Source organism: Mucilaginibacter gossypii, assembly GCF_017569325.2.
Lineage (GTDB): Bacteria > Bacteroidota > Bacteroidia > Sphingobacteriales > Sphingobacteriaceae > Mucilaginibacter > Mucilaginibacter gossypii.
On record NZ_CP071878.2, the window covers coordinates 2,264,839 to 2,277,851 of the forward strand.

The 13,013-nt window shown below is 42.7% G+C and carries 15 protein-coding genes; 6 read left to right on the forward strand and 9 right to left on the reverse strand.

Features of this window, described 5'->3' with window-relative positions:
• Window positions 1–970 precede the first annotated feature (970 nt).
• The 8 genes from J3L18_RS09475 to J3L18_RS09505 form a co-directional block, all read right to left on the reverse strand.
• Window positions 971–3,421 (reverse strand): tetratricopeptide repeat-containing sensor histidine kinase, encoded by a 2,451-nt coding sequence (locus J3L18_RS09475; RefSeq protein WP_129571020.1) that lies wholly within the window; start codon window positions 3,419–3,421, stop codon window positions 971–973.
• A gap of 371 nt (window positions 3,422–3,792) precedes the next feature.
• The gene (locus tag J3L18_RS31085; protein ID WP_129571019.1) at window positions 3,793–3,948 is read right to left on the reverse strand and encodes a sigma 54-interacting transcriptional regulator; all 156 of its coding nucleotides are present in this window, start codon (window positions 3,946–3,948) and stop codon (window positions 3,793–3,795) included.
• 523 nt (window positions 3,949–4,471) lie between these two features.
• Entirely contained in the window at window positions 4,472–4,963 is a 492-nt protein-coding gene (locus J3L18_RS09480; RefSeq protein ID WP_129571018.1) for a DUF302 domain-containing protein, read from the reverse strand.
• Window positions 4,960–5,529, reverse strand: a complete 570-nt coding sequence (locus J3L18_RS09485) for a DUF417 family protein (RefSeq protein ID WP_129571017.1) — start codon at window positions 5,527–5,529, stop codon at window positions 4,960–4,962. Before J3L18_RS09485 ends, J3L18_RS09480 begins: the two co-directional genes overlap by 4 nt.
• 4 nt (window positions 5,530–5,533) lie before the next feature.
• Window positions 5,534–5,992, reverse strand: coding sequence for a DUF983 domain-containing protein (locus tag J3L18_RS09490; RefSeq protein ID WP_129571016.1), 459 nt, complete (start codon window positions 5,990–5,992; stop codon window positions 5,534–5,536).
• 96 nt (window positions 5,993–6,088) lie between these two features.
• A complete protein-coding gene (locus J3L18_RS09495) occupies window positions 6,089–7,048 on the reverse strand; it encodes an MBL fold metallo-hydrolase (RefSeq protein ID WP_129571015.1) in 960 nt (319 codons plus the stop codon).
• Window positions 7,049–7,128: 80 nt separating this feature from the next.
• Window positions 7,129–7,320, reverse strand: coding sequence for a carboxymuconolactone decarboxylase family protein (locus tag J3L18_RS09500; protein ID WP_129571014.1), 192 nt, complete (start codon window positions 7,318–7,320; stop codon window positions 7,129–7,131).
• 14 nt (window positions 7,321–7,334) lie between these two features.
• A complete protein-coding gene (locus tag J3L18_RS09505) occupies window positions 7,335–7,469 on the reverse strand; it encodes a hypothetical protein (protein ID WP_262511179.1) in 135 nt (44 codons plus the stop codon).
• Between the two features lie 520 nt (window positions 7,470–7,989).
• Between J3L18_RS09505 and J3L18_RS09510 the strand changes: the two genes are divergently transcribed.
• The 6 genes from J3L18_RS09510 (at window position 7,990) to J3L18_RS09535 (ending at window position 12,072) form a co-directional block, all read left to right on the forward strand.
• Window positions 7,990–8,403 (forward strand): nuclear transport factor 2 family protein, encoded by a 414-nt coding sequence (locus tag J3L18_RS09510; RefSeq protein WP_091170602.1) that lies wholly within the window; start codon window positions 7,990–7,992, stop codon window positions 8,401–8,403.
• A 54-nt stretch (window positions 8,404–8,457) separates the two neighbouring features.
• Window positions 8,458–9,246, forward strand: a complete 789-nt coding sequence (locus J3L18_RS09515) for an SDR family NAD(P)-dependent oxidoreductase (protein ID WP_091170598.1) — start codon at window positions 8,458–8,460, stop codon at window positions 9,244–9,246.
• Between the two features lie 191 nt (window positions 9,247–9,437).
• A complete protein-coding gene (locus tag J3L18_RS09520; protein WP_129571013.1) occupies window positions 9,438–9,878 on the forward strand; it encodes a nuclear transport factor 2 family protein in 441 nt (146 codons plus the stop codon).
• Between the two features lie 40 nt (window positions 9,879–9,918).
• Window positions 9,919–10,254, forward strand: coding sequence for a putative quinol monooxygenase (locus J3L18_RS09525; RefSeq protein WP_129571012.1), 336 nt, complete (start codon window positions 9,919–9,921; stop codon window positions 10,252–10,254).
• Window positions 10,255–10,528: 274 nt separating this feature from the next.
• Window positions 10,529–11,113, forward strand: coding sequence for a Crp/Fnr family transcriptional regulator (locus tag J3L18_RS09530; RefSeq protein ID WP_129571011.1), 585 nt, complete (start codon window positions 10,529–10,531; stop codon window positions 11,111–11,113).
• A gap of 104 nt (window positions 11,114–11,217) precedes the next feature.
• A complete protein-coding gene (locus J3L18_RS09535; RefSeq protein ID WP_129571010.1) occupies window positions 11,218–12,072 on the forward strand; it encodes an SDR family NAD(P)-dependent oxidoreductase in 855 nt (284 codons plus the stop codon).
• A 59-nt stretch (window positions 12,073–12,131) separates the two neighbouring features.
• On the opposite strand, the gene J3L18_RS09540 is transcribed toward J3L18_RS09535, so the two are convergent.
• Window positions 12,132–12,920, reverse strand: coding sequence for an alpha/beta hydrolase (locus J3L18_RS09540; RefSeq protein WP_129571009.1), 789 nt, complete (start codon window positions 12,918–12,920; stop codon window positions 12,132–12,134).
• Window positions 12,921–13,013: the final 93 nt, after the last annotated feature.

Consider the following 13,013-nt stretch of genomic DNA (forward strand, 5'->3'; position numbering starts at 1 on the left):
ATTTTAAGTACATTAATTTAATTTTCTATTTGAACGTTGACGAAATATCATCAAGCCTGAACGGCATTGGTGATATTTCACTAATCGCTTGTTTATGTATAGTTTAATGATGTCGTCCGTTTTCCAAAGGGGGACCTTCCAGGCAGCGATAACGATGCCGATTTCGGTTGCTGCTCCTCCCCCACCAGAGCTGTTCTAACTTCGGACCCGCTCTCGTAAACATTAACAATAAACGAAGATCACCCTGGAATACCCGAAATTAAAAGGGGACAAAATTAATGAAGCGGTCAGGCGGGTCATTACATCCGGCCATAGACCAGTACTTACCCTAAGAACCGACGGGGCGACGGAAATCTTAATCAATAGCGCAACATTCACGGCGTAGCTGACGAACATCGCCATATAAAAATTACCTATTTCGATTTCATAGGTGAGTTTACAATGATCACATTATTTTAGCATTCTGCTGTCCGTGGAGTCCATACATTGCGTTTACAAACATTCCACCCGGTGGCAAGGGCATTTTGCGTGTATCACAGCTGGCCATAGCCAGCATATCATGATACTGAGCAAGCTAAACGTAATTGCCTATCGGGCCGTGGCCGGTAATGACGATAGTATGTTTATTGGTGTTTGCGCCGCGGCAGTAATCACGCCGTCAATGCCGCCGATGGCATAATCTATAAAAGGATAATCCATTCCAGAAGGTATCCGCTACGTGAAGAAAGAAAGCTTGTAAACCCTAACGTTTGAGTCACCAAATTCATGAGGCACAGATAGCTTAAAATAGGCTCATGGAAAGAAAAAGCCGTTTCCTATACAAATAAATGGCTTTTTATTAAAGTGCGCCCACCTGGGCATTTATCGAATCAGTTTTTGAGTGATTTGAAGTGAGTAGCGGCTCAATGTGTTACGCAGTTTGAGAACGCTATTGAGCGAAATTAAAAAGAGGCAGATTGTTCCTTTAATTTCAAGCCATTGCGTATATCATCTCGTCTATTTTAAATTTAAGCGTAATTGTTGTTCCATTAACGTTCTCAATACTGATTTCCGCCTTTATATCTTCGGAAAGACCACGCAACAGCTTCAAGCCTAAAGCCCCTGAATGGCTTCCAGATTTATGCGCGTTTATTCCAATACCGTTGTCCGCAATTATTAATTCAACCTGTTCATTAATTTGATACATAGTAATACTTATGGCCCCCTTTTTTTTACCAGGGAAAGCATATTTTATGGAGTTGGTTACGGCCTCGTTAATGATCAGCGACAAAGGTACTGCATAGGATACAGCCAACCTAAGCGGCTGAATATCGAGTTCAAAACGGATCTGACTGATGGTTCCAAAACTATCATTAAGATAACTTACAAATTCGGGGATGTAAACAGACATATCGATCGTTTTTATATCTTCCGACTGGTAAAGTTTTTGATGAATCAACGACATGGCATAAATGCGATTCTGGCTGTTTTCAATGGCTTTCAACGCATCATTCTCTAAATAAGCTGCTTGCGACTCTAAAAGGCATATTACGGTGTGCAGATTGTTTTTAACCCTGTGGTGCACCTCTTTCAGCAACCATTCTTTTGACAGCAGGAGAACATCTTTGTCGTGTAGCAAGCTCTCTAACAGATGGTTCTTATGATCTATTTCATCCTTTTGAGCTTGTAGCTTTTCATTGTTTTTCCTATTAATATAAAATCGATAATAAATCATTCCTATGATTAAAAAGGTCAGAGCCACACCGATATATATTAGTTTCCTAACGTTATCGGCTTGTTGGTTTTGAAGCGCGTTTTTAGCTCGAAGAATCTGGAGATCTTTTTCCTTTTGGGTCATCTCCAACTGAATCTTCATACCTGCTATATTTTTGGCATCATTTAATTCAACTATTTTCTTATAGTACGTTACATATTGTAGGAGATGTTTTGCCGCAGATTCGTAATTTCCCTGGAGCGAATCAATCTTAAAGAGCATCCAATTGGCTGCAGAAAAAGTTATTGGTTCGTTCATTTTAATAACGGGGATTGCTAAAGAATTCTGAAGGTAACTTTTTGCCTTATCGTACTGTTTTATTTCAAAATAAAATGTTCCTATTTTTAGTTTAATTTGAGCCGAGCGGAAATCTTTTGTAATTAATTTGTCTTGATCCGAAAGATGATCAGCCATTAAAAAATATTTTTCAGCCTGCCTATAGTTGTTTATATCTTTATAGTTTGCGGCTATCGATAAATACGCCATTTGTTTATCGACAAGACTTGCAGGAGGAATAGTTTTAAGTGTATTTGATAACAGAAGTATCGCTTCTCTTGACTTGCCGCTCTCATTTAGATAAGAGGTATAATTAAAAAGTGCTCGATATATGGCAGGATCGCCATTCTTACTTAACTCCTCCACCGCTTTTTTGAACCAATAGGATGCAAATGCGGATATTGTTTTATTCCCATAATGCAAATCGGCAACTCTTGCGTAAAAATATCCCAATCCAATACTATCTTTAGTTTCCTGCGATGCTCTAACAGCCTTTAGCCCATAGTTCGTGCCTCTATCATCGTTACCATTAACCTTGCAGATTAACGAAAGCAGATCATAATTGTAATGAGTGTAGGGAAAAGCCATGGCATTTTCCAGTTGAAGCGCTTTCAACGCATTTACTTCGGCTCCTTTGATGTCCTTTAAAACAAAGGCCAGGTACGCCAAATTCGTTAATGTATTAACTTGCTTCGCAGGCTTATTCAACTGCTGATACAAAATATTGGCTTTCGCTAAGCTATTTATTTTCAACATAATAGTAGCAGGTAACGGTGGGCAATAGGTGCCCTGATAATCCCAGGCTTTTGCCTCCGTTACCTTGTCATTCGCTCTCTGGCAAATATTAATCAGGTCCGTAAAGCACTTTGTCCCTTTTTCTACCTGGTTACCTTTGAAATAGTTTTTGCCCAATAAACAAAGACTTTGGTTTGACCAGAATGCTGAATGAAGCGCCTCGCTCTCCTGTTTGGCTTTTGATAAAAAATATTGAGCACTGTCCCGGTCATTTTGGCTGTAACCTGGTTGGAAAGCATAATAAGAGCCTAATAGTACCAGCAACTTGACATGGTCTATCCCATGCAAAGTGCCCAATATTTTTACGGCTTGCCGGGTTTGCCGGGTATCTATCCATTTATTATCTTCTTTAGCGATATCATCGCTAAAGCCATCTGTAATCACCGTCCACCTGCTTAATCTGCCTTTTCGACTTACCAGAACAAGACTGCTATCCTGGTCTACCTGTCCCTCCTTTACAACCGTATAAAAATTTAAACTTAACTGTAACCAAAGTTGTTGTTTTTCTGAGCTTAGTCGGGAAGTCTGGGCATAGATCGTTACTGGATAGATAATAAGGGATACCAGCAAGTTCAACAACATAAATTTATTGGCCATGGCACTTCAATATTATCGACGGTTCGGAAAAAACACAGCAAAATGCTTTCAATAGCATTACATTGACTCCTTCGAATACAGGTGCATCAAATTAATTTTTCTTAGACATGGCTGACAATTGCAAAAATGCGAAAACAGACATAAAGAATATTTTAACTCTTCGGGGACTGAAAAGTCCACCTAATAAAATTAAACGCTTTTTTTGAAAATAGCAAATGTGCCAACATTGGGGCGACTTTGATTTAAATATAATTCCGGATTTGCGCGATAACCTTGTCGGAAAAGCCGGTAATTGATTTTTCTTGTTTACCCGCGTATTTTTTCAGAAAACAATCGGTCAGCAACAATATGTCGCCTTGGCTTTCAAGTAGTTACGGTAACAAAATCAGAAAAACGTTCAGCCTGTGGTATAAGTTCAGTAGGAAACGGCTGACACTGATTTCTTCTTCGACATTCTTGTTATTGGCCGCAATGACGCGGACATCTCCCTTTCTGCCGTCAACACCATATTTATCGTGCAGGTTCATTTAAGGTCCCCATCGATTGCCGCACTCGCAGAAGGCTTTCAGCTGATGGCTGAACAAAAAGGGCAAGGCACTTTTCAAGCAATACGCTATCATCAAACTTAAGCTTGTCTTTACGGTACAGTCGACAAAGAAAACATGTGATGACACAATTATGAGAGTGGAGTACGCCGGCTAAGGTTTCCCGGTATTCCCCAAATTAAAGGAAAAGGTCATTGATTTCGTCCTTGGTCCTATCGGTACGGAATTCTTTCTTAAGGCCAATGTAGTATAAGTATTTAAAATAGTATGTATAAAGGGCGTCAAAAAGAATTCTCATCTTCTGAGAAGACAAAATTGTTCCATTCTTCTTTTAGATCCGCACCTTTTAAAGTTCTAATCATTAAAATTACAAGCCATTTTTAATAATCTATAGCAACAATTAAAATTTCGGTTAACACCGGGAATCCAATCATTGATAATTGGCCATATAATTATAATAATGAAATTACTTTAGCGCAACATTAATGTTGGATAAATTGCTATCCTAATCATTTAACGCAGATTGAATAACACTGCTTAGGTCAAACAGTTTAGCGACTTCCGGTTTCAGGTTAAATCGTTCCTGCAGATATGCTGCAGTATTATAGGCAATTGATATGTTATGTGCCGTATCTTCCCACACCAGGATTTTTAACGGTAGGTCAATACCGGAAACGGCAACTTCTGAAAGTACCTTGCCGCCCACTTTAGGGTTCCCGAATAATATTAAATGCATCGGTGGGATAGCAATGTCAGCAGTACTTAATTCTTTCTGCTGGTCAATTACTGCATAGACCTTTGCACCGCGACTTTTCAGGACGGAGCAGAGACGCACCACAGTTGCTTCAGCAGTAAAACGACTTTTTTCAATAAATACGCCTTTAGGTTCGAACATAACGCAAATATTTGAAGGTGAAAATATAGCAATTCCGGCGAGTGAAACCATTTGCAAAAATTGCCTGCGGCCAGGTTTCTTATTGAATTGTGCCTGTATCATTTTTTTTGATGACGATCCAGGTAAATAGCCGCAGACTCACTCATGGTTATAATCGGGCCGCCCATGATGACGGTATCTTTGAGTACCAGCCTGCCACGGCCCGATAAAAATGGAAATCCCCAATCAGCATCACCAAGATTTGGCACCCAGGCTTCGGGGGTGGTTATCAGAAAGGAAAGCGTCACCGTGGTCATCAGCAAAACCAGGATGCTGGCAATCATACTTGATATTGGCCACACGCGGTATAGCGCCACAAGCTCGGCTACAACGATCAGGTATACGCCCAGCACCCTCGAAAATGGATAAGTACCGTTACCAGTGTGCCAGATATGATTTTTCTGCAACAGTTCACCTTCCTTATTGACATGTTTTTTGTAGGCTGCAGGATCATTATAAAAAAAAGACATGATCGGGCTGTTCGCTACAAACGGAACGATACCTTCAGCTTCATAGGTGAAAAATTTAAGGCCGCCAATCCACAGAAATGCTATGACGACACCAGCGCGGATAACATTTCGTCCGGCCTGCTCCATGCCTGCGATAAAAGAAAGGAGTGAGCTTTGCATATTACTAATTTAAATTTAACGGCGCCACGCTGTCACCGGGGTCAGAATTCGGCAAAACTGATTCGGGCCTATCGGCACTGTACTCCGGCTGATAACTGAGACCATGGGTGAGCCAGTAAAGCAGGATTACCCTGGAATATCTGAAATTAAATGGGGACAAGATTAATGAAGCGGTTAGCAATACTATTACATAAAGCCACGGGTTAGTACTTCCAGTAAGAACCGACAAGGCGACGGAAAGCGTAATCAATACCGCAACATTCATGGCGTAGCTGACAAACATCGCCACATAAAAATAACCAGGTTCGATTTCATAGGTAAGTTTGCAATGATCACATTGCTTCAGCATCTGTTGTCCGTGGAATCCGTACATCGCATTCGCAAACATTTTTCCCCGGCGACAGCGGGGGCATTTTGCATGTATCACGGCTGGCCATAGCGGCCATTTGTTAGCGTTGTTCATAAACTATAATTACTACTCTGGGATTGATTCAGAAACATATTCATCTGTCGGGTTGAACAGCACAAAGTCCTGCTGTTCTCCCAACAGCTGCCCCTGTTAAACGCCAGTAAATACCAGCTTGGCGAAAAAATCACCTTTGATAACGAAATTGCCAAACACGGGATCAAATGAAGCAGTAGGCTTCGCTGCGATCACTCCTTTTAAATCTCTACCCTGTTTCTTTAGGCTCGCTACCCTTTCACGTATCGTGGCCAGCATATCATGAAACTGAACAAGCTGCGCGTGATTACCTATCGGCCCGTGGCCGGGAATAACGATAGTATGTTTGTTGGTGTTTGCAACATTCTGGGCCGCGGCAGTAATCATGCCGTCAATGCTGCCGCCGGTGGCATAATCTATAAAAGGATAATAGCCATTCCAGAAGGTGTCCGCTACGTGAAGGATGTCGGCATTTGGGAAATAAATTGAGGAATCTGCGTCGGTATGAGCCGGTTGATAGGTTTTTACAAGGATATTTTCTCCGTTAAAATGCTTCTTGTATTCATTTTTGTAGGTAATAGTTGGGATCCCACCTTTGGGCAGGGGCTCAAAGGTGTAATTCCATTCGGGCTGGAAAATGCGTTTGGTCAGATGATCACGGGTAATATCCTGCGAGATAATTGTTGCACCGGCATCATGCAACCAGTCATTTCCGCTGGTATGATCAAAATGCCAGTGACTGTTGATCAGAACTTTGATCGGCTTATTGCTGATGGTTTTCAGCGCCGCTGCCACGTGGGCCTTTGATACGTCAATACCGGCGTCAACCAGCAGTTTTCCCTGGGGGCCATTCAAAACGGCAATGTTACCGCCAGAACCTTCCACCATAAAAATATTGCCTCTCAGTTTGGTTACATTGATTTTGGCAGTGGCAGCAGCCCTGTTGATCTGCTGCACGGGACCATCGATTACTTTTTGCCCGAATAATAACCTTGGCGACAGGATAGCGCCTGCGGTTAAAAGGCCGGCACTCGCTAAAAAGCTGCGACGGTTGATGTGTGTGTCATTTGTATTCATGATAATCTATTTAGTTTTGTTAGCAATTTGGTTTATGGATATATGCGACTTGTCCTGAACCGGCAAGCCATTCTTATTTATTATTTTAAGCTGATGGCTTCGGGGAAATCGAGCGGTACTCCAGTTACCGCATAAACGTAATTGGTGAAAGTCCGCAGCGCAACCAAACCAATCAGTTCGATCAGTGCGTCTTCGTTGTAACCGGCTTCGAAAAAGTCACAAAGCAGTACAGGGTCTACCTGGCCCTGGTTCTCAGCGATGTATTTGGCCAAGCGGATGACAGTGGTCAGCCTGGCTTCATCACTGATACCTTTGCGGATATTGATTGTTTCGTCATGATTAAAACCATTGCCTTTTGATCAAACATCGCTTGTGACTCCGGGCTTACTTCTTCCCGGGTAGGAACTTTGATTGTTTCCATAATTATTTTGTGTTTTAAGATATGTCCCCTTCCGGATGACGATAGGCATCTGAAATAGACAAGAAGCGTGAAATAATATTGATGCCAATAATATAAAATACTGTATATCAAAATATTACAAATAAATCTTCAACCCTAACCTCACGTTATTTCGCTAATTGGAACTAGAAAAATGAAATCCCGATAGTCTTGTGATACTAGGCAATCTCAAAGCCGAGTGCAGAGACAGATTATTCGGGCGCTTTACAGTAATTCAGAACGAACCGGCACTAAAAAGCGCGAACAACTTTCCATAGATACTCGTGATCATTGCCATAAACAAGATTTCTATTAGCGCTATTTCAAGAACCGCTTGTATTTACCTGATATATCGCATGGAAGCTTAAAAACAAAACAAATTAAATATCTGATTTTCAATATTTTAAATTATGGCACTTGATTTTATCTTCAGCATCATGAACAATTGATCTGCCCTTGCTGAAGTCTTATATCAAACGCTAATAAATTAAATACCGAGGTTATGACACAAAAACTCCCCCTCCCACCATTTACCCTGGAAACTGCGCTCATCAAAGTACAAGCCGGAGAAGATGCGTGGAATACGCGGAACCCTGAGAAAATTGCTATGGCTTATACTGTAGATACAGAATGGCGAAACCGGGATCAACTTATAAACGGCCGGGAAGCGGTCATTCATTTCCTACAGGGGAAGTGGGAAAAAGAGTTGGATTACCGGTTAAAAAAAGAGCTGTGGGCATATACGGATAATCGTATAGCCGTGCGCTTTGAATATGAATACCATAACCAAAAAGGTGAATGGTTCCGCGCTTACGGTAATGAGAATTGGGAGTTTGACGAAAACGGGCTCATGCGGAAGCGTTATGCAAGCATCAATGACGTAGCGATCCTTGAAGCAGAAAGGCGGTTGCTTTGATCGTATCCGGCTACAATAACATTATTTCAATAAATCACACTTAAAAAATTTAATATGGAAAATGAACTTAACGAATGGTCGGATACACCAATAGCTGAAGGAAGGCTTGAAGGGAAAGTCGCATTGATTACCGGCGGTAACAGCGGTATCGGATTGGCAAGTGCTAAACGATTTGTTGCCGAGGGAGCTTATGTATACATCACGGGCCGACGCCGGGAAGAACTTGATAAAGCCATTAGTTCAATCGGACAAAACGCCACGGCGATCCAGGGTGATATCAGTAACCTTGCCGACCTCGATAAAATCTACGAAGTTATCCGCGCCGGTCACAACCGGTTGGATATCGTATTTGCCAATGCCGGGCTGGGTACTCTTGAGCCACTAGGCAGTATCACCGAGGCCGGCTTCGACCTGGCGTTCAATGTGAATGTAAGGGGGACGTTATTTACGATACAAAAGGCGCTGCCATTTTTATCTTCGGGAGCATCCATTATCCTGACCGGATCCTCTACCGGTTCCAGAGGCACCGCAGCCTTCAGCGTTTACAGTGCAACCAAAGCGGCCATCAGAAATTTTGCACGTAGCTGGGCACTGGACCTGCGTGGCAAAGGTATCAGAGTCAATGTGCTTTCTCCTGGCGCCACGGCCACTCCCGGTCTTTTAGGCTTGTTCGACAGCAGTATACAGGACCAGGCCATGCAGGCTTTCAGCGATGAGTCGCCGCTTGGCCGTGTAGGACACCCTGATGAAATAGCAGCTGTTGCGGTCTTTCTGGCATCGGATGAGAGTACTTACATGACGGGAAGCGAAATATTTGTTGATGGCGGACAGGCGCAGGTATAGTAAACGCGGCGGTTGTCATGAGTTATGTTTCGACACGCCGTCGCTTGACATTTGTCAAATCATTTCCTATCAAATGTCAACCGCCGGAGGGTAAGAGACGATTTACATTTGCAACCGGATCAAACCACGGATTTTTCGAAAGGTAGTTTTCAATAATAAATCTGGATGGTGACGAGTAAAATAAAAATCATATGGAAACGGAGATAGAAGATAACGGTACCCGCACAGCAGACATCAGCTCCCTTGTTTTAAAATTTCTGGACACAGCTACCCGGGACCCAGCAGAATGGTTAAATCTTTTACACGATGATGCTGTATTGGTATTTCCGTATGCAGAGTCGGCGGGCCTGCCTGTAGTGGTTGCAGGAAAGGATGTAATAAAAAAAGCAACGGCATCCTTCCTGCAGATGGTGCCTGGTATCCGCTTTAACAACCCGGTCGTTTATCCCACACTGGACCCGCACAAGGCCTTTGCAACCTATGAAGCTTGTGTCACGGTAGCAGCAACGGGCGGGGAATATGAACAAAACTACATTACCATGTTTACAGAACAAGCCGGGAAGATCATAGAAATGTATGAATACTATGACCCGGTTAAACTCAATGCGGCTTTTTCGGAAAGCCAGAAATAAATTATTAATCCATCATACATATCAAATAAATTAGATCATCATGAGTAAGAAAGCAGTATTGGTTGTACACACCACTTACACCATTCATCCGGAAGATAAGCAAATTTTCACCAACGCGGTTTTGTCGCACATATCTGCTACCAGGAAAACAGAAGGCAACGTGTATTACCACTTTTCATGGGATATGGTAGATCCTAATACCTGTGTACTGGCCGAAGGTTGGGTAAATCAAAAAGCCATTGACGATCATCTGAAAAGCGAAATGTTCCAGGCGGCTTTAAAAGCTGTGATAGAACATGTGCGCATCCTTGAAAGACATGGCACACTTTACACTGTTTCCGGCGAAACAGATATCATTCCTGAAACTACTAACTGATCAACAACGGGGCGGATAATTATCCGCCCTTTTCATTGACATGGGACCGGGAATTTCTGCAATCCTTGAGCACTGGTTATCGATGGCGGCGTCACGGCTACGCTGATTTAGCCGGTAAACCGTTCCCATGCCGATATTCAATGCTGAAGGACGCTTACAAGTTTTCAGCATTGTTATTGTTTTAATCAGCTGAATTACAGCAGATCTCGATATCCTCAACAGGCACAGCCCGAGACCGCTTTGCTATATTTCCTCACCTTTGGACTTTGATATTATGTTTAAAGTTTTCCGCAAATACCTGGCAGACAAAATTAACGTTTCCGAAGCCGACCTGGCATTTATTGAATCGGTCAGTGTCATCAGGCGCCTGAAGAAGCATCAGTTTCTCCTTAATTCGGGAGACAAATGGAAATTAAATGCCTTCGTTTGCGAAGGACTGCTCAGGAAATTCAGTATTGATGAAAAAGGACAGGAACACACGATATATTTCGCTGTTGAAAACTGGTGGACAGGTGATCGTGAAAGCCTGATGAACGATACGTCTTCAAAATACAATATCGAAGCCCTGGAGGATTCTGTCGTATTACTAATTCACGAAGACAATTTTCAACGGATCTTCGAAAAAATACCGCATTTCAGGGACCTGGTAAATTCGATCCTGCAGAAGAGCCTCAACGCGGCCCATGCGCGTATACAGGCTACTATCATGTCGACAGCAGAAGAAAAATATTTGTTTTTTTTAAAAAGTTCCCCTCTTTTGACAAACCGGGTCCCATTGCACATGCAGGCTTCCTATCTTGGCATGACACCGGAAACATTGAGCCGGATCCGAAAACAGCTTAACACAAAAAAAATCTAAACAGCTTACCCGATATGCCCGGCATTGATTTTCATCAATTCCGTTCTTATTAAAAATCAAGTGTTGTTTATCACAGAAGCGCGATCATTGTAAAAAAGTATGCCATGTCAAAAGTAATAGTAATAACAGGAACGAATACATGCTTTGGAAAACTTACGGCGCTGACACTCGCGGCCAGTGGCCATTCCGTAATCGCTACGATGCGGAACACCGCTGGAAAGAACAAGAATGCTGCAGATGAGCTGGCTGCAACTGATAATATTGAAGTTGTGGAAATGGATGTAGCCGATGATGAATCGGTCAGCAACGGATTTAATTACATCATCAACAAATATGGCAGTATCGATGTATTAATCAATAATGCAGCCGTAACGGGTTTTGGCGTCGCTGAAGGCTATTCAATCGACGCATATAAAAAGATGTTCGAAATTAATTTCTATGGCGCTATTCGCACCTATCAGGCCGCTTTGCCGGTTATGAGAAAATTAAAGCAGGGACTGATCATCAATCTTTCCACCGGAGCAAGTGGATTTTCGGTTCCTTATATGGTTCCTTACATGGCCTCAAAGTTTGCTTTAGAAACCTTTATCGAGGGTATTGATTCAGAGCTGCGTGAGTTCGGAATTGAAAACGTGTCCATTCCTTGCGGAGTTTATCCCACAGGTATGGGCGATAAAGGCGGGTATAATGCCGACCGTACCGAAATAGCAACGGCATATCCTGATTTTGAACCGCGCATCGCCGCACTGGGCATGGCAATGTTCAGCAAAATGCAGGAATCTAACATGAACCCGCAAGCAATTGCTGATGGTATCAAAGCCCTGATCGATATGGAAAAAGGCTTCCGGCCGCTGCGATATCCTATTGACGCCATAGCACAAGGAACGGACCAAGAATTTATTACGGCGAAAAGAAAGATCAAGCGCAAATGGGCAGCCAAATACGGTATCGATTTTTAGCCCCAAGAAAAGAAAAATCTCTGGACAACATCAATCCAGGGATTTTTCTTTTCTTGGGGCTATTTGCTGATCTGTTGGGCCGCAGTCATGATTACTGCCGCAACTTCCTGTGGGTGCGTCATAAAAACAACGTGGCTTCCTTTCAGGCGGGTGACGATACTGTTTGACCTTTCATAGCCGTTTATCGTAATGACCGGGTTGATGCTTTTGTCGTCTTCAGATGAGATGCCGTAGGTGGGTTTGTTTTTCCAGGCGGCCTCCGTTACAGGAGTTCCAAATGCTTCGGCGGGAATAAAACCGGATGACGCGAACATAAATTCGGCAGTCTGATCGCTGACATCAGCGCAAAAGCCGGCATGAAATTTTTCTTTTGAATAATATACATTGCCTTTTTCATCCGGTGGCAATAAACCATTTTCCGGTTTTGGCGGTGCACTCGAAGCCAGCTTTACTGTATTTTCGCCAACCTCTGGCTGAAAGGCATTAATGTAAACAAGCGCTGCCACTTTCGGATGAACACCGGCCTGTGTAATAACGGTCCCTCCCCACGAATGGCCTACAAGTATAACCGGTCCGTCCATTTTGTCGATAGCGAAATTTGTCGCGTCTACGTCTTCTTTAAGCGAGGTGCAAGGGTTCTGAACAAGCATCACATTATATCCTTTTTGGGTCAGTTCCCTGTATACCCCCTGCCAGCCCGAAGCGTCGGCGAAGGCTCCGTGTACAATCACGACATTTTTAACTTTTAGGGCCTGCGCGTATGTCTTACCGATCAGGGTAAAACCTGAGGCAATTGCCATCAGCAATACCAGCAGCCTATACCATTTGGTCAATCTTTTACTTTTCATTTTGATTGGTTTAAAATTTAACGGATTTAGTTTACGAAGCATCTAACCAACCCCATACCACCTCACAATAAACTAACTATCAATAACTTAAAT